At 62.8% G+C, this 22,877-nt stretch carries 19 protein-coding genes; 6 read left to right on the top strand and 13 right to left on the bottom strand.

Going from position 1 to position 22,877, the window contains the following annotated elements:
* Positions 1–128: 128 nt before the first annotated feature.
* The 3 genes from ABH945_RS26285 to ABH945_RS26275 all read right to left on the bottom strand — a co-directional run bounded on the left by ABH945_RS26285 (position 129) and on the right by ABH945_RS26275 (position 2,341).
* Positions 129–749 (bottom strand): LysE family translocator, encoded by a 621-nt coding sequence (locus tag ABH945_RS26285; RefSeq protein WP_429252463.1) that lies wholly within the window; start codon positions 747–749, stop codon positions 129–131.
* A gap of 136 nt (positions 750–885) precedes the next feature.
* On the bottom strand, positions 886–1,425 hold the full coding sequence (locus ABH945_RS26280) for a hypothetical protein (protein WP_429252462.1): 540 nt from the start codon (positions 1,423–1,425) through the stop codon (positions 886–888).
* A gap of 331 nt (positions 1,426–1,756) precedes the next feature.
* Entirely contained in the window at positions 1,757–2,341 is a 585-nt protein-coding gene (locus tag ABH945_RS26275; RefSeq protein WP_429252461.1) for an IMPACT family protein, read from the bottom strand.
* A gap of 220 nt (positions 2,342–2,561) precedes the next feature.
* Here ABH945_RS26275 and ABH945_RS26270 point away from each other — a divergent pair, with 220 nt between their 5' ends.
* Together ABH945_RS26270 and ABH945_RS26265 are read left to right on the top strand one after the other, a co-directional pair.
* On the top strand, positions 2,562–3,200 hold the full coding sequence (locus tag ABH945_RS26270; RefSeq protein WP_429252460.1) for a LysE family translocator: 639 nt from the start codon (positions 2,562–2,564) through the stop codon (positions 3,198–3,200).
* A 257-nt stretch (positions 3,201–3,457) separates the two neighbouring features.
* On the top strand, positions 3,458–4,099 hold the full coding sequence (locus ABH945_RS26265; RefSeq protein WP_429252459.1) for a 2-hydroxychromene-2-carboxylate isomerase: 642 nt from the start codon (positions 3,458–3,460) through the stop codon (positions 4,097–4,099).
* 36 nt (positions 4,100–4,135) lie between these two features.
* Here the strand turns inward: ABH945_RS26265 and ABH945_RS26260 are convergent, their stop codons facing one another.
* A complete protein-coding gene (locus ABH945_RS26260) occupies positions 4,136–4,393 on the bottom strand; it encodes a DUF2866 domain-containing protein (RefSeq protein ID WP_074767539.1) in 258 nt (85 codons plus the stop codon).
* Between the two features lie 261 nt (positions 4,394–4,654).
* Here ABH945_RS26260 and ABH945_RS26255 point away from each other — a divergent pair, with 261 nt between their 5' ends.
* A complete protein-coding gene (locus ABH945_RS26255; protein WP_074767541.1) occupies positions 4,655–5,779 on the top strand; it encodes a GGDEF domain-containing protein in 1,125 nt (374 codons plus the stop codon).
* 139 nt (positions 5,780–5,918) lie between these two features.
* Here the strand turns inward: ABH945_RS26255 and ABH945_RS26250 are convergent, their stop codons facing one another.
* From ABH945_RS26250 to ABH945_RS26240, 3 genes are all read right to left on the bottom strand, one after another.
* Positions 5,919–7,382, bottom strand: a complete 1,464-nt coding sequence (locus ABH945_RS26250) for a catalase (protein ID WP_429252458.1) — start codon at positions 7,380–7,382, stop codon at positions 5,919–5,921.
* 239 nt (positions 7,383–7,621) lie between these two features.
* Positions 7,622–9,373, bottom strand: a complete 1,752-nt coding sequence (locus tag ABH945_RS26245) for a peptidoglycan D,D-transpeptidase FtsI family protein (RefSeq protein WP_429252619.1) — start codon at positions 9,371–9,373, stop codon at positions 7,622–7,624.
* Between the two features lie 271 nt (positions 9,374–9,644).
* Positions 9,645–11,186: a methyl-accepting chemotaxis protein gene (locus ABH945_RS26240; RefSeq protein WP_429252457.1), complete on the bottom strand. Its 1,542-nt coding sequence runs from the start codon at positions 11,184–11,186 to the stop codon at positions 9,645–9,647.
* Between the two features lie 604 nt (positions 11,187–11,790).
* Here ABH945_RS26240 and aepX point away from each other — a divergent pair.
* The 3 genes from aepX to ABH945_RS26225 are packed head-to-tail and all read left to right on the top strand — an operon-like array spanning position 11,791 to position 15,756.
* A complete protein-coding gene (aepX, locus tag ABH945_RS26235) occupies positions 11,791–13,512 on the top strand; it encodes a phosphoenolpyruvate mutase (RefSeq protein ID WP_074767547.1) in 1,722 nt (573 codons plus the stop codon).
* A complete protein-coding gene (gene aepY, locus ABH945_RS26230) occupies positions 13,509–14,672 on the top strand; it encodes a phosphonopyruvate decarboxylase (RefSeq protein WP_429252456.1) in 1,164 nt (387 codons plus the stop codon). Before aepX ends, aepY begins: the two co-directional genes overlap by 4 nt.
* A gap of 16 nt (positions 14,673–14,688) precedes the next feature.
* Positions 14,689–15,756 carry a 2-aminoethylphosphonate aminotransferase gene (locus tag ABH945_RS26225; protein ID WP_429252455.1) on the top strand — a complete coding sequence of 356 codons (1,068 nt, stop codon included), beginning with the start codon at positions 14,689–14,691 and terminating at the stop codon, positions 15,754–15,756.
* 263 nt (positions 15,757–16,019) lie between these two features.
* Here ABH945_RS26225 and ABH945_RS26220 read toward each other — a convergent pair whose 3' ends face one another.
* The 6 genes from ABH945_RS26220 to ABH945_RS26195 form a co-directional block, all read right to left on the bottom strand.
* Positions 16,020–16,172, bottom strand: a complete 153-nt coding sequence (locus tag ABH945_RS26220) for a hypothetical protein (protein WP_008921009.1) — start codon at positions 16,170–16,172, stop codon at positions 16,020–16,022.
* Positions 16,173–16,282: 110 nt separating this feature from the next.
* Positions 16,283–16,987 carry a PIG-L deacetylase family protein gene (locus tag ABH945_RS26215; RefSeq protein WP_074767553.1) on the bottom strand — a complete coding sequence of 235 codons (705 nt, stop codon included), beginning with the start codon at positions 16,985–16,987 and terminating at the stop codon, positions 16,283–16,285.
* A gap of 300 nt (positions 16,988–17,287) precedes the next feature.
* Positions 17,288–18,745 (bottom strand): UdgX family uracil-DNA binding protein, encoded by a 1,458-nt coding sequence (locus ABH945_RS26210; protein ID WP_429252454.1) that lies wholly within the window; start codon positions 18,743–18,745, stop codon positions 17,288–17,290.
* Positions 18,746–18,857: 112 nt separating this feature from the next.
* Positions 18,858–19,445, bottom strand: a complete 588-nt coding sequence (locus ABH945_RS26205; protein WP_429252453.1) for a nucleotidyltransferase family protein — start codon at positions 19,443–19,445, stop codon at positions 18,858–18,860.
* A gap of 217 nt (positions 19,446–19,662) precedes the next feature.
* Entirely contained in the window at positions 19,663–21,876 is a 2,214-nt protein-coding gene (locus ABH945_RS26200) for a xanthine dehydrogenase family protein molybdopterin-binding subunit (protein WP_429252452.1), read from the bottom strand.
* Positions 21,873–22,874 (bottom strand): FAD binding domain-containing protein, encoded by a 1,002-nt coding sequence (locus tag ABH945_RS26195; RefSeq protein WP_429252451.1) that lies wholly within the window; start codon positions 22,872–22,874, stop codon positions 21,873–21,875. Before ABH945_RS26195 ends, ABH945_RS26200 begins: the two co-directional genes overlap by 4 nt.
* Positions 22,875–22,877 lie beyond the last annotated feature (3 nt).

Here is a 22,877-nt window from a genome sequence, read left to right as displayed (position 1 = left end):
TCGGGGGATGTATTAAGGATGGCTTATGGGTGATTCGCTATCCAGAGTATTGGATCAGCTATTCGATCCGCGAGTGTTGTCAGGTAGTTGATATGCGTGGCCTGCCACAATCAGGGTCTGTAACTCAATCACCCCCTCCGAACCGCCAAAAAACTTACCCCAATCGCGGCCAGAAAACCCCCACAGCATCGATTGAACCAGCGCCGTACTTTTGCCCGCATTAACCATTTCCCGAGATACATTCCTGCCCACGAATAAAGCGCAATGGCGACCCATTCGAGCACCAGAAAACTTGCGCCCAGTACGGCGAATTGCGGAAGTACCGGCTGCGTGACATTCACGAATTGCGGCAGAAAAGCGGTGAAAACGAGAATTGCCTTCGGATTGCCGGCAGCCACGAGGAACTCTTGCCGCGCAATGCGCGCAAGCGATGCATCCTGAGGCTGCGACGTGTCGATAGCAGGCGCGTCGCTGCGCCAGAGTTGAATGGCAAGCCAGATCAGATAACCCGCGCCGGCCAGTTTGATCGCGAGAAAAAACCACGCGGATGCATGCAGGACGACAGCGAGTCCGGTGGCGGCAAGCACAAGCATCATCGCAAATGCGACCAGCCTTCCAGTGCCGCCGATGCAGGCCGTGATGAAACCGTGGCGTGCGGCCACATTGATCGACAGCAGATTATTGGGCCCCGGCGCGAGATTGATCGCGAAGCAGGCGGGCAGGAAGAACAGCCAGGCGGTAAGGGACATGACGGCTTGCACGGTAAGCTGAATTTGTAGCGAATCGCGCGGTGGGGGAGCGGGCGCGATAACCTGGTCAAATCCGAATTGTAGCGAGACTGTGTAATGCCGGTGTCGTCGATACTCTTATCGAGTACCGTTCAATTCAATTTACCGCTTTAACGAAGCCGGGATCGCCGATCAACGTATCGACGCTCAGCCTGACCGTATCTTCAATGGCAATTGTGCTGCTGGTGAATTTCGGCGACTTCTGCCGGACCGTTCGGGTGGTCGAGTACACGACCTTGTGGGTGGCAGCATCGGTAACCACGTAGTGCATCTTCAAGGTCCAGATGGTCGGCGACCGGGCGTCGTCCACCTTGAACATTTCGATGCTGCCGCTAAGTACCCGTTTGCTCGCGCCCAGATGAAACCCGGCAACCTGCAGGCTGTTCGCGACGCTATCGCGCACCACCTCGCAAATATCGTCCTTGAGGATGATGCCGGTCATTGCCGTATTTTCAATCCGATTCGGCGACACCTGTCCGCTGAGGGCCGGCATATAGGCGAAGTCGTGGGCAGGAGCCACGCTCAGCCATCCGGTGGAATGCACGGCCGCGCGCGGGGCGCTGTTCAGGCCGAACCACGACCAGGAGCAGGCGGACAGCATCAACGGCAACGCAACGGTGCCGCAGCCCTTGAGCACGGTCGATCGCAACGACGCGCGCGCGGTGCGCGCCAGAGACCGGCTTTGTTGCGGCGATTCAGGTGCTGTACTGGAAAAAGCGTCGATCGAGGTCAGAGGAATTGGCCTTTCAAATGAAGTTCATCCCGGCAGATAGCAGCATGGTAACAGCGCTGTGGACCCATGCCCGTTTCGGGGCGCTTACGCAGAGTGAATTCCCGCTGGCTCGCTGATCATGCAGGCTATTTTTCAATGCCGCTTCTGCCGGGAAAATCCGCGCAGCAGAGGTTATCTCACGACAATAACCGCAGTGTGTGAAAGTCGTATGCCGGCTCGCTTTAAAGGTGAGCGCTCAGGGGAAGCCGGCCTTGCCCTGAGTCATATCCACCAAAGCGATCTGCGCGGCGTCGAGCGCATTGACCGGCAAACGGATTGTCATCTTCACCAGCATTGCGTAGGCGCTATCCGCGAGTGCATATCCTTCGGCGTCGATCCATCGGCGCACTTTGGCTTCGTCCGCGTAGCTCACTTCGACGGTCAGCGAAACCTGAGCAATCCTCTCGATCCTCGGTGCGTCCAGCAAGGCGGACGCGATTGCATCGGTATAGGCGCGCACCAGCCCGCCCGCGCCGAGTTTCACGCCGCCGTAATAGCGCACGACGGCGGCCAGCACGCCGTCCAGATCGTGATGCCGCAGCACTTCGAGAATCGGCCTGCCGGCGGTGCCGGACGGCTCGCCGTCGTCTGACATGCCGGACTGGCCGCCTGCCAGCAGTGCCCAGCACACGTGAGTCGCAGCAGCATGTTCTTCGCGCAGGCGACGCAATTCGGCCATCGCGGCGTCGCGGTCGGCAACCGGTATCGCGTACGCAATGAAACGGCTCTTGCGAATGTCGAGTTCCGCGCTCAGCGCCGCGGGCAAGGTATAGGTGGGCACGGCAAAAACTTCGGTAGATAAAAGGTGCGGGCCTCGTGCGGTCCGTTTGCCGCCATGGTAACGGATCGCGGCGCGGGCCGAAGTCCCGGAAAAGAATGCGGGTTTGCCCACGGGCGTTCGGGCGAGCACGAGGCGGGCGGATCGGCCTTCACGTGTTCGTCTACAATTGGCGGCTAAACACGCGCATCCACCAGGGCTGGCGCGTCAAACAGGAGACGACATGCTTGATCTAGCCACGTTGGGGACTTTCGTAGCCGTTGTGCTCGGACTCTTTCTGATTCCCGGGCCGGCCGTGCTGCTTGTTTTGACTCGCACCGTGCATGGCGGACGCAAAGCCGGCATTCTCACGGGGCTCGGCATCGCGGCGGGCGATTTCATTCATACGCTGGCTGCGTCGATCGGTCTGTCGGCGCTGTTGATGACGTCGGCACTGGCTTTCAACGCAGTGAAATTTGTCGGCGCCGCGTACCTCGTTTATCTCGGCGTCCGCGCGTTGCGCGAAAAGCCGTCGAACGACGGACAGGCCGCGGTTGCTTCTGCACCGGTATCGATATCGGCGTCGAAGGCGTTTTTTCAGGCCATTCCCGCAGAAGTTCTGAATCCCAAGACGGCGCTGTTCTTTCTCGCGTTCCTGCCGCAATTCGTGCGGCCCGAACACGGATCGACGTTTTTTCAGTTCACCACGCTTGGGTTGATCTTCGTTGGCATGAGTGCGCTTTATACGACGCTGATCGTGTTGACCATTCGTCCGCTGGGCAAACTCGTCAAGCGGATGACGTGGCTGGCTCGCTGGCAGAACAAGATTATCGGTGTGCTGTTTATTTCGCTTGGGCTGCGTGTTGCGACGCAAACGCGCTGACCGTGTCGCGCCGGTGCTTTCGGTTAAAGCGCAGCACCGGATCAATGAGCGATAGACAACGCCAGCAAAATCGTCGAAGAAACGATGGTGATAAAAAGGCAGGCGGCGATGAGCATGTTGTACGGATAGGTCATGGCTGGGTCGTCGATCGTGGCGGGCGGAATGGGGCATCATAGGCAGAACACTTCCACCCGACTGTCAACCATTGCAAAATGCAGCGCGGGCAACGACACGTCCGCGCGATTTCCGAGCCGACCATGCGTGACATTCCCTCTTCCACAACGCCCGAATCTGCGCCGGACATCGAATTCTGGTTCGATTTCGGCAGCAACTACAGCTACCTCAGCGTCATGCGTATCGAAGCGCGAGCGCTGGCGCATGGCGTGAATATTCGCTGGCGTCCGTTCCTGCTTGGCCCTGTTTTTCGCGACCTCGGTTTCGAGAATTCTCCATTTGTATTGCAGAAGGAGAAGGGCGCGTACGTATGGAAAGATATGGAGCGGCAATGCCGCAAATACGGCATTGCGCTAACGCGTCCGAGTACATTCCCGCGCGCCGCGCTGCTCGCCATGCGCGTGGCGTTGCTGGGCGCAGAGGAGCAATGGATTGGCGCGTGGTGCCGCAAGATCATGCAGCTCAATTTCGCCGACGACCGCGATATCGGTTCAATTGAAGTCGTGACTGAAGCGCTGGAAGAATTGGGCCTGCCCGCGCAGCAGATCATTGCCGATGCGCAGAGCGACGCCAACAAGCTGTGTCTGCGGGAACAAACGGCGGCCGCTGCGGCCAGGGGTATTTTTGGCGCACCGACGTTTTTTGTCGGCGATGAAATGTTCTGGGGCAATGATCGTCTGGACGATGCGCTCGACTATTGCGATTCGATCGCAACGCACAACTGACAGGAAAAAACCTGATCGGCTGACTGCTGGAAGCTGCTATTCGTCGCCATGCTGGCAGAAGCGGCGGCCCGGCACATGCGACACGACGGCCTGAGCGATCTCAAGCGCGGTGCTCTCCGCGGGGACCACGCGGCGGCTCGATTCGGGATTATGTTTCATGGTCCATTCGACGAGCCGGTATGAGCGTCCCCACGGCGGTTGCAGTGGGTCGGAGACCTTGCATGAGTTGATCTGGCGGGCCCATTCGTTGCCGGGCATGGCGCGCAGGTATTCGACTACCGTCTCTTCAACCATGGTTTGACTCCTTCTTCGCGGGCGTTTGCCCGTTGTTCGGCGTGTCGTCGATGTTCCGGAGAAAAGGCGCCGCCGGTGCTCTGGCGGCTCAACAGGGGATGTTGTGCGTGCATGGTTGCAGGGAAGAATTAAGCGAAACTTAAAAGGCATAAACCCGCGCCCGCCGCGAATTTTTTCTCAAGACTGAGTCGGATTGGCCGTTATTACAGCGGTTGGGGCTGCAAAACCCCGTTTCGCCTTCGGGCTCGCCTTGCTGATAACGTGACGAATCTCGCTCAAACGCCGCTTTCCGACCGCCTGCGCTCGCTCGTCGACACGGTGCAACACAACGAGCGCACCTTGCGCCGATTTCAGAATGTCGAATTGCGCTTGATCGGCTCGCGGGACTTCGCGTCGTTCCTCGACACCTTGTTCCGTCATTTGCCGGAGGAGTTTTCCCTGTCGCGTGTGACGCTGTGGCTCGACGATCGCGCGCCGATGCTGCTCGAACTGCTCGACCCCTCTGCGTTGCGCGACCTCGATTACGCCAGTCTGAAGACCTCGCGCGAGGGCGGCCTTGCCGCGCAAGGCCTGTGCGAAGAGGGGCGACCGTGGTTGGGGCGGCCGCATGAACTGGATGACACGTTTCGCCACGCGTTCTTCGGCAGTGCGCCAGCGCCGGCCAGCGCGATTCTGCTGCCGCTTGCCGCGGGCGATACCGTCAGCGGCTATCTGTGCCTCGGCAGCGACGACCGGGGGCGTTTCGGTGAAGGCATGGCGACGGACATTCTGGAGCGCTTCGCGAGCATCGTCACGGCCAGTCTGGACAACGTTGCGCATCGCGAGCGACTCAAGCAGCTCGGCATGACCGACTCGCTGACCGGCCTCGCCAACCGCCGCTATTTCGACGAGCGGCTGCGCGAGGAGCTGATGCGCGCAGTTCGTTATGGCGTTCCGGTGGGCTGTCTTTTTATCGATATCGATTGTTTCAAGCGTATCAACGATACGTACGGCCATCAGACCGGCGACCGCGCGTTGGCCGCCGTCGCCGCGTGTGTGCGCCAGCAGGTGCGGCTCGGCGATACCGTCGCGCGATATGGCGGCGAGGAATTCGCTGCGTTGCTGCAAGGCGACCGGGCCGACGCGCTCACGGTCGCCGAACGCGTGCGGCTGGCGGTCGAGCGGCTGGATTTGCAGGACGATCACGGCGAGCGCATTGCGTTGACCGTGTCGATCGGGGTCGCGGCGCGCACGGTCAACGGTGCGCCGGCGGAGGCTGTCACGCTGGGTCGCGCGATCATGGAAGAGGCGGACCGCGCGATGTATCAGGCCAAACGCAATGGCCGTAACCGGATCGAGGCGCTGGTTAGAGCCGACGGCGATCAGGTCGCTCAGACGGAGCGGTGAAGCTGCAGCGGGCCGCGTTCGAAAATCTTAAAAGCCTGACGTTGCCGGTTCCACATGCAACCGGCAACGCGCCTCGAAGCCGCAGAGACCCCGTCAGGGCCGCCTGAAGCCGCTTAACAACGCGGCCTTAACACCCCACTTACGGCAGCGCCGTTTCCGAAACCGGCGGCGTCTTGCCCAGTTCCTTCCTCACGCCTTCCGCGTAACTCGGGTCGATCTTTTCGAACAATGCCAGTTGCCGTTCGATGATTTCTTTCGACACACCCGCCATGGCTTCCGCGATGTTGCAGAAGAAGCGCTCACGTTGCGCTGCATCAAACAGCTTGAACAACGCACGCGGATGGCTGAAATAGTCGTCGTCCTCGCGATGATCGTAGCGCTGGATCGTGCCCTCCGCCTTCAGCGGTGGCTCGTTCACCGACGGGTCCTGCGCAAACGCGCCAAAGCGGTTCGGCTCGTAGTTCGGCGTGGCGCCGAGATTACCGTCCGTGCGCATGCCGCCGTCGCGATGATAGGTGTTCACATTCGGCGCACGCGGCGCATTGACCGGAATCTGATGATGGTTGATGCCGAGGCGATAGCGGTGCGTGTCGCCATACGAAAAGAGCCGGCCCTGCAGCAGACGATCCGGCGAGAAGCCGATGCCCGGCACGATATTGGCCGGCGTGAACGCGGCCTGTTCGACATCCGCGAAATAGTTTTCGGGGTTTTTGTTCAGTTCGAGCACGCCGACATCGATCAGCGGATAGTCCTTGTGCGACCACGTTTTCGTGATGTCGAACGGATTTTCCTTGCGCGAATAAGCTTCGGCTTCGGTCATGACCTGAATGCAGAAGCGCCATTGCGGGAAGTTCTTCTTCTCGATCTGTTCGAACAGATCGCGTTGCGCGCTTTCCCGATCGCGGCCGATCAACGCGGTCGCCTCGGCATTCGTGTAATTCTCGACGCCCTGTTTCGACTTGAAGTGGAACTTCACGTAGAAACGCTCGTTTTGCGCATTGATCAGCGAGAACGTGTGCGAGCCGAAGCCGTGCATTTGACGGTAGTTCTTCGGAATGCCGCGATCGCTCATCAGAATCGTCACCTGATGCAGCGATTCGGGATTGCGCGACCAGAAGTCCCACACCATGTTCGCGTCGCGCAGGTTGTTCTTCGGGTCGCGCTTTTGCGTGTGAATGAAATCGGGAAACTTCAGCGGATCGCGGATAAAGAACACCGGCGTGTTATTGCCGACCAGATCCCAGTTGCCTTCTTCCGTATAGAACTTGATCGAGAAGCCGCGCACGTCGCGCTCGGCGTCGGCCGCGCCGCGTTCGCCCGCAACGGTCGAAAAACGCAGGAACAGCGGCGTGACTTTGCCGGGTTCGAAGACCTTGGCCTTGCTGTAACGGGTGATGTCGTGCGTCACGGTGAGCGTGCCGAATGCGCCGGAGCCTTTGGCGTGAACGCGGCGCTCGGGAATGACTTCACGGTCGAAATGCGCGAGTTTTTCGATCAGCCAGAAGTCTTGCAGCGTAATCGGACCGCGCGGACCGACGGTTTCGGAATTCTGGTTGTCGCCCACCGGCGCGCCGGCGGCGGTCGTCAAAGTTCGATTCGTCATTGCGATTCCTTAGCTTTCTTGCGGGGGAGATGCATGGATCGCTCTTCGGCGACCGATGCGAAACGTTGCGCCGGACGGCCAGCCAGGCGATCCAGTGCGACTTTTAGTCTAGCAAGGCTTGTGGGGCGTTGCTGAGTCAAAAGTTGTTAATAGATCTGAACAGACTAGGCGGCGCATTGGCGCTTATGCCCGACGGCCGCGCCGCCTTTCCTGGCGGTCGCGACGCATTTAAACCCCTGCTAAACCCCCGGCGCGTCCGGCAGTACGCCGAGCAACTGCAACGCGCCGGCCGTTACGCTGCTGAATACCGGTCCGGCCACCGTGCCGCCGTAGAACGCCTTGCCGGCCGGGTCGTCGATCATCACGGCGACGATCAACTGCGGGTCGCTCATCGGCGCCATGCCGACGAACAGCGCGCGGTAGCGGTTTTTCGCGTACGTCGCACCGACCTGCTTGCGCGCCGTGCCGGTCTTGCCACCCGTCCGGTAGCCTTCCACGTTGGCCGCGCGCCCGGTGCCACCCACGCCGGTGGCCATCTCCAGCATCGCGCGGATCGAGCGCGCGGTGGCCGGCCCGGTCACCCGCTGATGCCGGTTCGACGGCGACGCGGTCTCCGTGCCTTCTGCGCCACGCTCTGCGTCCTGCCGCAACAGACTCACGCGATGCATCGTGCCGTCGCCGGCATAAGCGGTGTAGACCTGGGCGATCTGCAATAAAGACGTGGACAGCCCGTAGCCATACGCCATCGTCGCCTGTTCGATCGGACGCCAGCGTTTGTACGGGCGCACCTTGCCCGACGCCACCCCCGGAAAGGTCAGTTCGGGCCGCACGCCGAGTCCGTATTCCTGATATTTGTTCCAGATTTTCTCGGCGGGCAGGTTCAGCGCGAGTTTGGCGAGCGCGATATTGCTCGACTTCTGCACCGCCTCGGCGACGGTCATCGCGCCGTGATTCGACGTGTCGTGGATCACGGCCGGGCCGATCTTGTACCAGCCGGGCGCGGTGTCGATGATGCTTTGCGGCCGCACCTTGCCTTCGTCGATGGAGAGCGCGACGACCACCGGTTTGATCGTCGAGCCAGGCTCGAAGGTATCGACCACGGCCCGGTTGCGCAGTTGCCGCCCGGTCAGCCCCGCGCGGTGGTTCGGATCGAAGCTCGGATAGTTGGCGAGCGCGAGAATCTCGCCGTTGCGCGCGTCGAGCACCACGACGCTGCCGGCTTCGGCATGATGTTTCGTGACGGCGTCCTTCAACTGGGCGTACGCGAGTTGCTGGATGCGCCGGTCGATCGTCAGGTGGATGGTGTCGCCGTTCTGCGCGGGCACTCGTGGCCCGATGTCGGACACCACCCGCCCGAGCCGGTCGCGGATCACCTCGCGCTGGCCCGGCACGCCGAGCAACTGCTCATTGGCCGCCAGTTCGACGCCTTCCTGGCCGTTGTCCTCGATATCCGTGAAGCCGACCACGTGCGCCGCCGATTCGCCTTCAGGGTAAAAGCGCTTCGAATCGGCGATCTGCGTGATGCCCGCAATGCCCTCTTTCGACAGACGCGCGGCCGTGTCGGCATCCACCTGGCGCTTGAGCAGCACGAAGCTCCTGTTGCCGTTCAGACGACGGCGCAATTCATCGTGCGGCAAGTCGAGCAGCCTGGCCAGCGGTACAAAGGCAGTTTCGTCGATCAGCTTGGGGGAGGCCCAGATTTCGTACGTCGCGAGGCTGACCGCGAGCATCGAGCCGTTGCGGTCGACGATCCGGCCGCGCGTTGCATCGAGTTCGATCGTGCGCTGGTAGCGCTTTTGCCCCTGATCGACATAGAAGTCCTGATTAACCACCTGAATCCAGAACGCGCGTCCCGCCAGCGACGCGAACGCGGCGAATACCAGCAGCAACACGAATCTCGAGCGCCATTGCGGCAAACGCGCGGCCAGCAGCGGATTTTTCGTCACGGGTGCGTACTGATCTTGCGACTGCGATTTCTTGTTCTGGATCATGGGCGCGGAAAACGGACAGTTCGATTGACGATAATGGCCCGATTGTAAAGAAAACGTAATGTTGACGCGAGCGCCGCGAAAGGTAGCCGGTTCAATGGCCTTCGCCATGGCAGCGCCGCGTCCCGCAATAAAAAAGCCGCGCGGACTTATAAAATCCGCACGGCTCTCTCGTTCGATTAATGCGTCGACTCCGACGCGGCGTGTTAAAGAGGCGCTCCCGGCCTGTCGAGCGCCTTCTTTTTTCGCTTACGTTTGCTGGCTCAACTCCTCCTCAAACCGGGAGCGCAAAGCTCGAAATCGCCTCGCGCAGCACGCCCACCTGGTCCTTCAGCGAGTGGGCGGCAGCAGCGGCCTGCTCGACCAGCGCGGCGTTCTGCTGCGTGACCTGATCCATTTCGCCGACTGCACGATTCACCTGTTCGATGCCTGCGCTCTGCTCGCGCGACGCGTTGCTGATCTCCTCCAGAATCTCGTTCACGCGACGCACCGACTGCACGATTTCGCCCATCGTCGAACCGGCATTGGCGACCAGCGACGCGCCCGCTTCGACGGTATCCGTCGAGGTTTCGATCAGCGCCTTGATCTCCTTGGCGGCCGTGGCCGAGCGCTGCGCGAGGCTGCGCACTTCGGCGGCGACCACCGCGAAGCCGCGACCCTGTTCGCCCGCGCGGGCTGCTTCGACGGCGGCGTTGAGCGCCAGAATATTGGTCTGGAACGCAATGCCGTCGATCACACCGATGATGTCGCCGATCTGCCGCGAGCTGCTGGTGATTTCGCCCATGGTCCGCACCACGTCGTCGACGACGCGGCTGCCGCGCGTCGCGACGTCCGCCGCCTGACCGGCGAGGTGCGCGGCCTGCATTGCGCTGTCCGCGTTCTGCTTCACGTTGACCGTCATCTGATCCATGCTCGACGCGGTTTCGACCAGCGCGGCCGCTTGTTCCTCGGTGCGCTGCGACAGGTCGGTATTGCCGGCGGCGATTTCCGTGGCGCCGACGTTGATGTTCTCCGTCCCCAGCCGCACGCGCGAGACGGTTTCGACCAGCCCGGCCTGCATCGTCTGAAGCGCGTGGAGCAGGCTGCCATTGGCGTTAGGAGACACCTGCACGCGAGTGGCGAGGTCGCCGCGCGCCATCAGTTGCGCATGTTCGACGGCCACTTCGAGATCGCCGCCGAGCGAGCGGCGAATGCTGCGCAACACCAGCAGCATCACGGCTGTGGCGACTGCGCCGAGCGCCACCGTGATCGCAAGCCAGCGCAACAGGTTCGCGTAGAACGCGCTTTGCACGTCGTCCATGTACATGCCGGTGACGAGATACCATTCCCACGGCGCGAAGCGGGCCGAGTAGCTGGTCTTCGGCACCGGCTTTTCGCTACCGGGCTTCGCCCACAGATAGTCGACGAAACCGCCGCCCTCATGATTGCCCTGATTGACCATGTCGACGAACAGATGGTTGCCGAGCGGGTCGGTGAACTGCGCGACGTTCTTGCCGTTCAGTTCGGGCTTGATCGGGTGCATCAGGATGACGGGCTGCGAATCGTTGACGGAGATATAGCCGTCCTTGCCGTAGCGCATGCTCGCCAGCATGTCTAGCGCCTGCTTTTTCGCTTCGTCTTCGGGGAGCGTGTGTTGTTGGGCCAGCGCGTAATAGTGGCCGACGATGTGATTGGCCTGGTCGATCAGCGAGATCAACTGGGCGCGTCGGTCGGAGATCATCGACGCGCGGTTTTGCCATGCGCCGAAGCTGCCGATCAGGATCAGACCAATCCAGAGGACCGCGATCATCGAGGCGAGTTTTTTGTTCAGAGTCATAGCAATGGGGAGGGCTTTCGCAAGGAGGTCGGTCAGAGTGGATTTGTTTGTAATAGCTGGCTGCCAGCTAACTGTGTTTACGGCGCGCGCGGATTTATTCCGCAGGCAGGGGAAACCCGCTGTTTTTTAAGCCGTATTTGTCTGATCTATTGAACCTTGCACGCGCTTTAACGCGATTTTCCAATTTGCTTTATGAGGTGTTTATCCGATTGTCTATTGCGGAGTTTTATATTGACCCAGCTGGTTGGATATGTGAGTGGCAGATATTGGGAGACAGTAAATAATTCGTTTGTCGTTAAATAGGTACGGAGATTAAAAATCGGGATGCACGTCGGCCTTTAAATGCCGAGGCAGCAGTCATCTGAGCCGCCGATCCTTGCCTGTCATGAGTTGCGTCACGATTCCACAAAACGCCAATTAAATCCAAAATTATCCGCAAATGGCGAAGAACGCAAAAAACGACACATTTCTCCACTTAATCGCAACGACGGAAAATCGTCGTCATCAAAAAGACGCATTAATAAAAATTCCGCTATAGTCGCCATTTTCCAGTCGCCAGCCGGGCAAAAAGAGTATCGATAAGCCCGCTATCAGGAGTAGAAAAATGAACGCCCGCGAACCCGCATTTATCGCCACTTCCCGCAGCGCACGTTTGCGCCAGATGCTGTTGAGCAACGAACTCGAATTCATCATGGAGGCCCATAACGGCCTGTCCGCGCGAATCGTTCGTGAAGCCGGCTTCAAGGCGATCTGGGGCTCGGGTCTCGCGATTTCCGCGCAATACGGTGTGCGCGACAACAACGAAGCGAGCTGGACCCAGGTCGTCGATACGCTCGAATTCATGGCCGACGCGAGCGATCTGCCGATCCTGCTCGACGGCGACACCGGCTACGGCAACTTCAACAACGTGCGCCGCCTCGTGCGCAAGCTCGAACAACGCGGCATTGCCGGCGTGTGTATCGAAGACAAGCAGTTCCCGAAAACGAACAGCTTCATCAACGGCGAAGCGCAGCCGCTCGCCGACATGGACGAGTTCTGCGGCAAGATCAAGGCCGGTAAAGACTCGCAGTCGGATGAAAATTTCTCGATCGTCGCGCGCGTCGAAGCGCTGATCGCGGGCTGGGGCATGGACGAAGCGCTGCGTCGCGCGGAAGCGTACCGGCAAGCCGGCGCCGACGCGATCCTGATTCACAGCAAGCTGTCGCGTCCTGACGAAATTCTCGAATTCGCGCGCGAATGGGCCGGTCGCGGTCCGCTCGTGATCGTGCCGACCAAGTACTACAGCACGCCGACCGAAGTATTCCGTGAAGCGGGCATCAGCACGGTGATCTGGGCGAACCATCTGATCCGCTCGGCCACCTCGGCAATGCAGGCGGTCGCGAAGGAAATTCATTCGAGCGAAACGCTGGTCAACGTCGAGGACAGCATTGCTGCGGTCAACGAAATTTTCCGTCTGCAGGATGCCGACGAATACTCGGAAGCGGAAGACCGCTATCTGTCGAGCGGCCGCGCGGCTGGCGCAGCGGTCGTGCTCGCGGCGAGCCGCGGCAAGGGCCTCGAAGCCGTGACCGAAGACCGTCCGAAAGTGATGCTGCCGATCGCCGGCAAGCCGCTCTTGCGCTGGCTGGTCGACTCGTTCAAGAAGCAGGGCGTCAACGACATCACCGTGGTCGGCGGCTATCGTGCCGATGCAATCGAAACGGCGGGCATCAAGCTGGTCGTCAACGAACAGCATGCGCAAACCGGCGAACTCGCTTCGCTCGCTTGCGCCATCGACAAACTCGCGGGCGACACCGTGATCTCGTACGGCGATCTGCTGTTCCGCAGCTACATCCTGCGCGATCTGGTGGAAAGCGAAGCGGCGTTCAGCGTGGTGGTGGACTCGTCGCTGACCGACGCGGAAAACGCCAGCGTGCGCGATTTCGCATGGTGCTCGACAGCCGATGATCGCGGCCTGTTCGGCAGCAAGGTGACGCTGCGTCATGTGTCGAGCGGACAGGATGCGTCGGCGGCAATCGCTTCGCAAACGCCGCATGGCCGCTGGGTCGGTCTGCTGAACGTGCGCGATGCAGGCCGCGAGCGTTTGCAAAAGGTGATGAGCCAGTTGCAGGCGCGTCCCGACTTTGCGTCGCTCGACATGCCCGCGCTGCTGAACGCGCTGATCGAAGCAGGTGAGTCGATCGAAGTGCAATACGTGCACGGTCACTGGCGCGGTGTGAACGACCTCGAAGACTTCCGTCGCGCCGGCGATTTCGCGCACGCGCAAGCGCCGTTCGCCACCGGCGACAACGCGGCGAAGGGCGCGAAGAACGGAGCCGCGCAATGATCGAGGCGGCACAGTTCGTCGAGGCGGCGCGCGAGCGCGGCTTCGACTGGTACGCGGGCGTGCCGTGTTCGTATCTGACGCCGTTTATCAATTACGTGCTGCAGGACGAATCGTTGCATTACGTGTCGGCGGCTAATGAGGGCGATGCGGTTGCGTTGATCGCGGGCGTCACGCTGGGCGCGCAGAACGGCCGGCGCGGCATCACGATGATGCAGAACTCCGGCCTCGGCAATGCGGTGAGTCCGCTCACGTCGCTCACGTGGACCTTCCGTCTGCCGCAATTGCTGATCGTCACGTGGCGCGGCCAGCCCGGTGTCGCCGACGAACCGCAGCACGCGCTGATGGGCCCCGTCACGCCCGCGATGCTCGACACGATGGAAATTCCGTGGGAGACCTTCCCGACCGAAGCCGATGCCATCGGCCCGGCACTGGATCGCGCCACCGCCTACATGGACGAAACCGGCCGCCCGTATGCGCTGGTGATGCAGAAGGGCAGCGTCGCGCCGTACGAGTTGAAGGACAGCGGCGTTAGCTCGCGCCGCGCTGCGATTGCGCCGCGTGCGCAGTTCCGCGATGTCGCCGCGAGCGAACTCGCCACGCGCCACGACGCGCTGCAGAAGGTGATCGCGCATACGCCTCTCGACTCGACGGTGGTGCTCGCATCGACCGGATTTTGCGGCCGCGAACTCTACGCGATCGACGACCGTCCGAACCAGTTGTACATGGTCGGCTCGATGGGCTGTGTGACGCCCTTCGCGCTGGGTCTCGCGATGTCGCGTCCCGACCTGCACGTGGTCGCGGTCGACGGCGACGGCGCCGCGCTGATGCGCATGGGCGCGTTCGCGACGCTCGGCGCTTACGGTCCGGGCAATCTCACGCACGTGCTGCTCGATAACGGCGCGCACGATTCGACCGGCGGCCAGGCGACGGTGTCGTCGCAGGTGTCGTTTGCGGGCGTGGCTGCGGCGTGCGGTTATGCGTCGGCGGTGGAGAGCGACGACCCGGCCGTGATCGACGAACTGTTCGACGCGCCGCTCGCCGACGGTCCGCGCTTCGCGCGCCTCGCGATTCGCCGCGGCACGCCGGATGGCCTGCCGCGTCCCACCATCACGCCGCCCGATGTGAGGACGCGTTTGATGCGCCACATCGGCGCGGCATAGAGCAAGGAGAGCACTGATGTTGCTGCTGAACCCAGGTCCGGTGACGCTGACCGAACGCGTTCGAAACAGCCTGTTGCAGACCGATTTGTGCCATCGAGAAAGCGAGTTCTTCGACTTGCAGGAAGAGGCGCGCACGCGTCTGGTCGAGTTGTACGGTCTCGACGCCGCCGAATGGCAAGCCGTGCTGATGACCGGCTCGGGCACGGCGGCGGTCGAAAGCATGACGGCGGCGCTGGTGCCGCACAACGGCAAGCTGCTGGTCGTCGAAAACGGCGTGTACGGCGAGCGTATTTCGCAGATCGCCACGCAGTACGGCATCGCGCATGAAGCGCTGAAGCATGACTGGATGCAGGCGCCCGATCTCGCGAAAATCGCCGAACGACTCGACGCGGACAAGGCGTTCACGCACGTCGCGGTGATCCATCACGAAACCACGACAGGCCGCCTGAACGATCTGGCCGCGCTCGGCGAGTTGTGCCGCGCGCGCGGCTTGCGATTGCTGGTGGACGGCGTCAGCAGCTTCGGTGCAGAGCCGATCGATTTCGCCGATACCAGTCTCGACGCAGTCGCGGCCACCGCGAACAAGTGTCTGCATGGCGTGCCGGGTGCGTCGTTCGTGCTGGTGCGGCGTGCCGCACTCGCGCAGGCGGCGAGCCGCACTTACTACCTCGACCTCGGGCGTCTCGCGCGTTTGCAGGATCAGCGCAATACGCCGTTCACGCCGTCGGTTCACGCGTATTACGCGCTGGTCGAGGCGCTACGTGAAATCGCCGACGAGGGCGGCTGGCGCGCACGTCACCAGCGTTATGCGGCGCTTGCCGAGCAGGCGCGCGCGGGCCTGGCCGAGCGTGGAATGGCGAGCGTGTTGCCGCCGGAGCAGTCGTCGGTGGTGTTGCGTGCGTACCGGTTGCCGGAGGGCATCGCGTATCCGCAACTGCACGATGCGTTGAAGGCGCGCGGCTTCGTCATCTATGCCGGGCAGGGCGGTTTGTCGGCTGAACTGTTCCGTATTTCGACGATGGGCAATATTCATGCTGCCGATATCGACCGGCTGTTGCAGGGGTTTTCCGAGTTGATGCGGTGAGGGCCACACGCCGCCTGGGCACTGAGATGCGCGGGCGGGGTTGAGTCGTGACCATGCAGTGGACGGCGGCGGTAAGGCTGGCCGTCGGCGTGTAGTCGAAGTGACTTAACCTTGTCACGCAACCCGGTAACGGCGGGATGCCGTATGACACGGGCCGGAGCCAGGCGGCGGATCGCAACTGCATTCGCCGCCGCTTTCTCAGGACCAGGGCCCGCGCGCCGTGTGCATATCTTGCAATGCCGCCCGGCGACCGCGCGCAGGAATCACACCGGGTCTTTATCCGGCGGCCCATCGGGCCGTTGCGGCTCCTCCACATGATGACCGGGCGACGGCGGCACCAGTGGATCGGCTTCCGGGTCGCGGTTCGGATCGGCATTCGGATCGGGAATCGGACTGGTATGCATGTCGTAACTCATGACCTCACCTCGTAGTGAAAGCGCGAATCCAGCCGGGCGATGAAGCCCGGCCGCGCGCCAATTCCATCGGTTTTCCTCAAGCGTAGACGCTGGCGGCGCGCGTCGCCTCGTTACTTTTTCGATCGACGGCCAACGCTCAATTGCCAGTAGCGTTCGGTGGCGAAGATATCGTCGTAATTGCCTGCGCCGAATGCCCGCAACTGGCTCGCGTACGCATTGACCGCTTCGCGCTTGAGTTGCAGGCGACGCTGGACGTCGATCGTATGGCCCGCGCTCGGATGCGCGGGCGTTGCCACCACGCCGCGCTGCGCGAGGTCCGCGAGACGCGCCTGAACGACGCCGGGCGTGCGCCGGTGGATCGCCTCCTCATAACCGAACCACGCCAGATGCGACAGCCGCGGCAGAATTTCGCAGCAGGCTTCGAAAACCCGCACGTGATCGTCGTGATACAGACCGAGCGGCATCAGCAGCGTGTTCGCGGTCGTGCGATAAATGGTTTCCTCCAGCGCGGCGGCCATTTTGCTGATCGATGGCGAGTCCGAATACTGGCTGTCGCGAAACGGCATGCGCAGCGGGATCGCGTCGAGTACCTCGAGCGCGCGGTTGTCCTCCAGCGTTCGCTCGTGGATCGCCTCGGAGGCACTCGCGAAGCCCGACTTTTCATCCCATTCCGTGTGCATTTCGTGCTCGGGCGGCGCGGCGAACACAGTGCAGACGGCCGTGTCCGGGTGAGCGGCGAGCAGGGCGCCGCAACTGAAGACGGCGTCGTCGAAATGGGGAGAGACGATGAAAAGGCGTGGGCTGGTTTCGCTCATTGGACCGGGGCGGTTGGGGTGTGCGGTTGCCTGGCTGCGTTTTGAAGCGTGGGCTTGTTTGGGTTTGTAGCGGCGCGCGCGAAAAAAGCGGCGTCACATCAGCTTAGGCGGAATCGGGGCGGCTTGCGCAGCGGTTGTGGGGTCGCAAGGGGTGTGCCTGGGATGGGGGTATGGAGTCGCTCGCTATTTGCACCGACTCATCGCCTCCCGCAGAAGCTCACCATAAAACGCCCAGCGTTCCCGAATCGGCTCACCTTACCCAACCGAATGCGCACGCGCTCGCAGCCTCAACAAACCAGACTATCCACCCTCCGCCGCCAACACAGCCGCGCGCCGGAACGCCATCACAATCGCCTCGACGATGTCTTCCCGCAATCCGGCATCCGCCGTTCTCAGCGCGTAGGACGGATGCCAGGTCGGCACGATCAGCCGCCCGTCATGAGCGATGGTCTGCCCCAAATATTCCGACAGGTTCACATGAAGCCCAGTGAGCGTTTTCAGCGCGGTCGCCCCAAGCGCGACGACCACACGCGGCGCGACCTGCGACAACTCCTGCGCCAGCCAGAACTGGCATGCCTCGACCTCGCGAGGCTCGGGCGCGCGATGAACCCGCTGCTGACCGGCTTGCCGCCGAAGCTGTTGATCGGGCGCCTCCCACTTGTAATGTTTGACCGCATAGGTCAGATACAGCCGGTCGCGGTCGAGACCGGCGCGCTCCAGCACGACGTCCAGCAGTTGTCCGGCCGCGCCCGTAAAGGGCTTGCCGTGTCGATTCTCGTGCTCACCGGGTTGTTCGCCGACCGCCATGATCGTCGCGTGCGACGGCCCGACGCCCGCGACGGCCTGCTGCGCGTTGCGCCACAACGCGCAACGCCGGCAGGTGGCGAGCGGACCGTCCGGATCGCGGAATGGCGGCGTTACCGCGGAGTATTCGACCGGCGGAGGCGGCGGCACAGTGACGACAGCGCTTTGTGCACCGAGACGGCTGCGCGCACGAGCCAGAGGCGCGGGCAGCGGCGGCCCGGCAGGCGGCATTCGCCAGTAGCGCAACGCCACGGTCGCCGGGACGGTTCCGAAGACGCTGGCACTGGCGTAATACGCGAGCCAGAGAGCCTCGGTGGGTTCGCTGGTGACTGCTTCGCCGCACATCGCGCTAGCTGACGGAGCCTGCGCGGTTGCGGCGGGTTCTTCTATTTCTACCAACGATTGGCCGATACGCAGCAGCATGCCGTTCCAGAACACTGCGCCGCGTGGCGTGGCCAGCATCCACGTGGATTCGCCCATGGGTCCGGCGAATATATCTGCGGCGCGCTCCAGCAGATCGTGCTGCGGTTCCTGCCAGCCGACGAACTCCGGCGGTCCCATTGAAGGATCACGCCTGCGAAACCGCGTGAGACTTCGCAGCTTGTCGGTTTCCGGTTCGACAGCCTGGACGCGTTGCGCCAGCAGCGCGCCGTCGGGATCTTCCGGGCTGATGACGTGCCGTTCGCCATGTGCCCAGCGCCAGAGAACGCGATAGAGCAAGTGCCATCGATCAGGCGCCTGGAAACAGGCAGCGTCCTTTAGCCGGTTGAGCAGATCACGCGGTATTGCCGGAGGGTTTGGGACCGCAGCCGCCGGCTGCGGGCTGTCTGAAAACGCTGAATCTTCTGTACCTTCGAGCCACTCGACCGACGCCGGTTCGACTCCTTGACGCAGCAGTTCCCGCGCCGCGTGGCGCCATGCGGCAAAGGACGGTTCGATCGAAATGCGTTTCATGCGAACACGCGATGACACGCGCGGTGAGAACACCACCACGCAAGGCAAAGCGGACAAAATACTGTATGGATATACAGTATGCGCCTAAAGCCGCGTCGGAATCAACCCGCAGCTAAACGTTGCGCAGATCCTCGGGCGTATCCACGTCGCGCAGAATGCCCGGGTCGTCGACGTCTAGCCTCGTCACGAATTGCGACATCAGTAAGGATTTCGCGCCGATGTCTCCGTCTAGCGTGAGGAGGGCATCGCGGTGCTCGATGCCGAAGCCGACCGGATGACCCCGCTGTCCCAGATAGAACGGCGCGGCGAGCGACGCGCCGTCGTCGAGCGCGCGGGCCACGGTTTCAATGGTGGTGGTGGCGATGCGCGGCATGTCCGCCAGTGCGACGATCCAGCCGTCGGCGTCGTCGCTGGCCTCGATCCCGGCCGCGAGGCTCGCGCCCATGCCGCGTCCGGCGTCGTGCGCAAACACCACGTCGCAACCGGCGTCGTTCAACAGCCGCGCGAGGGCGTCGGAACCGGGCCGCACCACAGCTAGCACGCGCGTCACGACCCGCAGCAAACGGTGCGCGGATTCATGCGCGACCGGCGTGCCATCGGGCATACGTGCAAGCAGCTTGTTATGCAGACCTTCCGGATCGAAGCGCGATCCGAAGCCGGCGGCGAGCAACACGCCAGTGGCGAGCGAAGCGTAGGCCATGGGCGGGCACCGGTAGAGAGAGTGACGTCGATTGTGCGATGCAACGCGGTCACAGGCAAGCGCGAATAAAGTCTTATCGCGGCTGCTTTGAGTGCGTTTTCAGGCAGGAGGATTTCGCCGCGCAATGCGTTACGTCGCGTCGGCGAAAATCCTTTTCACTGTGAAACGAACGACAGGGCGCGGAGCGCGTGAATGTGTGTCGGGCGTATCGAGACCACTACACCCGCATCACCTTGTCGAGCGTAACCGGCAGATCCCGCACCCTCACGCCGGTCGCGTGATACACCGCATTCGCGATCGCCGCCGACACCCCGGTAATCCCGATCTCGCCGATTCCCCGTACGCCAAGCGAGTTGATATACGGATCGGGCCGGTCGATAAACGTGATGTCCAGCGAGCCGATATCGGCATTCACCGGCACGTGATATTCCGCGAGATTCGCGTTGGTGAAGCGCCCATACCGCGTATCCACCGTGGTCTCTTCCTGCAGCGCCGCGCCGATGCCCCACACGATCCCGCCCATCAACTGACTGCGCGCCGTTTTCAGATTGAGCACGCGCCCCACGTCATACACGCCCACCACGCGCGGCACGCGTATCGTCCCGAGATCGGCGTCGACATGCACCTCGACGAACACCGCGCCGAACGAGTGAAACGAGTACTTCTGCTTTTCGTCGCCGGGCTTGACCGTGGAGTTCGCCTCGATCGGCTTGCCGCCCGAGCGCGCGATGATCGCCGCTGCCGGATCGCGCTTCGCGGGTTGCGAGCGGCTCGTGATCCAGCCGTTTTCCACGGTGATGTCGTCGAGCGCAATGCCGTACACGGGCGACGCCTGATCCGCGAGCGCCAGCGCGATCAACTGGCTGCGCGCCTGGCTCGCCGCGTCGCGCACGGCCGGCGACACGCTCGCCGCCGATTGCGATCCGCCCGACACCGGCGCGCGCGGCAAGGTCGAATCGCCGAGCGCGAAGTGGATGTTTTCGGGCGCGAAACCGAGCGCATCGGCGGCGACCTGGGTCATCACCGTGTACGTGCCGGTGCCGATGTCCTGCGTGCCCGAGGCCACCATCGCGGTGCCGTCCGGCAAGATCCGCGCGACCGCCGCGGCTTCGCTGCGATTGGCCGGATAGGTCGCGGTCGCCATGCCGAGCCCGATCAGCGTGTTGCCTTCGCGCATCGAACGCGGCGTACTGGTGCGCCGCGACCAGCCGAATTTCTGCGCGCCGATCTGATAACACTCATGCAGCGATTTGCCCGAAAACGGCTTGTTTTCCTGCGGATCGGCATCCGCATAATTCTTGATGCGCAGCGCGAGAGGGTCCATGTTCAGCGCGACGGCGAGTTCGTCCATCGCCGATTCCAGCGCGAACGAGCCGGTGGTTTCGCCGGGTGCGCGCATGAAGGTCGGCGTGCCGAGATTGAGCGGCACGATGCGATGCGTGGTCACCTGATTGGGCACGGCATACAGCATGCGCGTGACCATGCAGCAGGTCTCCGTCCAGTCCTCGATGACCGATGTATTGGAAACGCTGTCGTGACGCATCGCGGTCAGCGTGCCGTCGTGCCGCGCGGCGAGCGCGAAATGCTGCTCGGTGCGCGGCCGCGCACCGACCGGGCCGAACATCTGCGGCCGTTCGAGCACGAGCCGCACCGGTCGTCCGGTTTGTTTCGACGCCATCGCGCACAACGACACGTGCGACCACGACGAGCCTTTGCAACCAAACCCGCCGCCGACGAACGGCGAAATCACGCGCACGTCGCCGGGCGAAACGCCGAGCGTTTTCGCGACCGCCAGCGCCGCGCTGCTGACGCCCTGGGTCGAATCGTAGAGAGTGAGTTGCGGGCCGTCCCAGATCGCCATCGTCGCGTGCGGCTCCATCGGGTTGTGATGTTCGATCGGCGTCGTGTAGGTGGCATCGACATGCACCGGGCCGCTTTGCATGCCGTCTTCGAAGCTGCCGCGCTGCGTGTCGGTCTGACGTCCTTGCGGTTTGACGGGCGCGTGCGCGTTCGGCTTTGCCAGCGCGAAATCGACCGTCGCGGCACTCTGCTGATAGACGATCTGCAGCTGGCGCGCGGCGTCGGTTGCATGTTCGAGCGTGTCGGCGACGACCACCGCGACCGGCTCGTTGCTGTAGTGCACCTGGTTGTCCTGCAACAGCGACAGACGGCGACCGGCGGGCGGCGCGAGCGGCGGCTTGCCGCCGTTCGGCAGACGCGGCGCGTTCTGGTAGGTCATCACGAGCAGCACGCCGGGGACGGCCTGTGCGCGGCTCGCGTCGATCGACGCAATCGTGCCGCTGGCAATCGTGCTCGTGACGAGCACCCCATGCGCGAGCCGCGCTTCGGGAAATTCGGCGGCGTAACGCGCTTCGCCGATCACTTTGAGCAGACCGTCGATACGGTCGACTGGTTGACCGATGAGATTCATGCGACACCTCCCGTGCGGCCGGCGGCCTGATTGACCGCGCGTACGATCGCGCGCTGCGCGAGCTGCACCTTGAAGCGGTTGTCGTGCTGCGGTTGCGCGTTGCTCAGCGCGGCGGCGGCGGCGTTTTTCAGCGTGGTTTGCGTGAGCGGCTGACCGTTGAGCATCTGTTCCGCCGCGCTCGCGCGCCACGGTTTGTGCGCGACGCCGCCCAACGCGATGCGCACGGTGCGTACGCGATCGTCGTCCATCTGCAACGCAGCCGCGACCGACACCAGTGCGAATGCGTAACTGGCGCGGTCACGCACTTTCAGATAGTGCGAGTTCGCGCTGAACAGCGGCGGCGGAAGATCGACGGCAGTGATCAGTTCGCCGGGCCGCAACGTGGTGTCGACATCGGGCCGGTCGGCGGGCAGGCGGTGAAAGTCGGCGAATGCAATAGTCCGCTCGCCAGTGGGTCCGTTCACGCGGACGAGCGCGTCGAGCGCGGCTAGCGCCACGCTCATATCCGACGGATTCACCGCGATGCATTGCGGACTCGCGCCGAGGATCGCATGCGTGCGATTGTGGCCGCCGAGGGCCGCGCAACCGCTGCCGGGCACGCGCTTGTTGCACTGCGTGAAAGCGGTGTCGTAAAAGTAGCCGCAGCGCGTACGTTGCAGCAGATTGCCGCCCACGGTCGCCATATTGCGCAGTTGCGACGATGCGCCCGCGAGCAACGCCTGCGACAACAGCGGATATTGCTCGCGTACCAATGCATGATTCGCGGCGTCGCTGTTACGCACCAGCGCGCCGATGCGGATGCCGCCGTCGGGCAGCGTGGAGACCGTATCGAGTCCGCTGATATGCGTGATGTCGATGAGCCGCATGGGCCGCTCGACGCCGCCTTTCATCAGATCGAGCAGGTTCGTGCCGCCGCCGATAAACACCGCGCCCGGCTGCTGCGCCGCCCGCACTGCGCTGGCGACATCGCCGGCGCGTTCGTAAGAGATCGCATCCATGCT

Origin of the sequence: Paraburkholderia sp. GAS333 (assembly GCF_050435665.1) — a bacterium.
In the GTDB taxonomy this organism is placed as follows: Bacteria; Pseudomonadota; Gammaproteobacteria; order Burkholderiales; family Burkholderiaceae; genus Paraburkholderia; species Paraburkholderia fungorum_A.
This window is presented reverse-complemented; position numbering and strand designations above follow the sequence as displayed.

Excerpts from the sequence above, each read along its gene's own strand:
- ABH945_RS26285 (WP_429252463.1), bottom strand. The coding sequence starts at position 749 with ATGTCCCTTACCGCCTGGCTGTTCTTCCTGCCCGCCTGCTTCGCGATC.
- ABH945_RS26195 (WP_429252451.1), bottom strand. The coding sequence starts at position 22,874 with ATGGATGCGATCTCTTACGAACGCGCCGGCGATGTCGCCAGCGCAGTG.
- ABH945_RS26250 (WP_429252458.1), bottom strand. The coding sequence starts at position 7,382 with ATGACGAATCGAACTTTGACGACCGCCGCCGGCGCGCCGGTGGGCGAC.
- aepY (WP_429252456.1), top strand. The coding sequence starts at position 13,509 with ATGATCGAGGCGGCACAGTTCGTCGAGGCGGCGCGCGAGCGCGGCTTC.
- ABH945_RS26240 (WP_429252457.1), bottom strand. The coding sequence starts at position 11,186 with ATGACTCTGAACAAAAAACTCGCCTCGATGATCGCGGTCCTCTGGATT.
- ABH945_RS26210 (WP_429252454.1), bottom strand. The coding sequence starts at position 18,745 with ATGAAACGCATTTCGATCGAACCGTCCTTTGCCGCATGGCGCCACGCG.
- ABH945_RS26200 (WP_429252452.1), bottom strand. The coding sequence starts at position 21,876 with ATGAATCTCATCGGTCAACCAGTCGACCGTATCGACGGTCTGCTCAAA.
- ABH945_RS26245 (WP_429252619.1), bottom strand. The coding sequence starts at position 9,373 with ATGATCCAGAACAAGAAATCGCAGTCGCAAGATCAGTACGCACCCGTG.
- ABH945_RS26260 (WP_074767539.1), bottom strand. The coding sequence starts at position 4,393 with ATGGTTGAAGAGACGGTAGTCGAATACCTGCGCGCCATGCCCGGCAAC.
- ABH945_RS26220 (WP_008921009.1), bottom strand. The coding sequence starts at position 16,172 with ATGAGTTACGACATGCATACCAGTCCGATTCCCGATCCGAATGCCGAT.
- ABH945_RS26205 (WP_429252453.1), bottom strand. The coding sequence starts at position 19,445 with ATGGCCTACGCTTCGCTCGCCACTGGCGTGTTGCTCGCCGCCGGCTTC.
- ABH945_RS26270 (WP_429252460.1), top strand. The coding sequence starts at position 2,562 with ATGCTTGATCTAGCCACGTTGGGGACTTTCGTAGCCGTTGTGCTCGGA.
- aepX (WP_074767547.1), top strand. The coding sequence starts at position 11,791 with ATGAACGCCCGCGAACCCGCATTTATCGCCACTTCCCGCAGCGCACGT.
- ABH945_RS26215 (WP_074767553.1), bottom strand. The coding sequence starts at position 16,987 with ATGAGCGAAACCAGCCCACGCCTTTTCATCGTCTCTCCCCATTTCGAC.
- ABH945_RS26225 (WP_429252455.1), top strand. The coding sequence starts at position 14,689 with ATGTTGCTGCTGAACCCAGGTCCGGTGACGCTGACCGAACGCGTTCGA.
- ABH945_RS26265 (WP_429252459.1), top strand. The coding sequence starts at position 3,458 with ATGCGTGACATTCCCTCTTCCACAACGCCCGAATCTGCGCCGGACATC.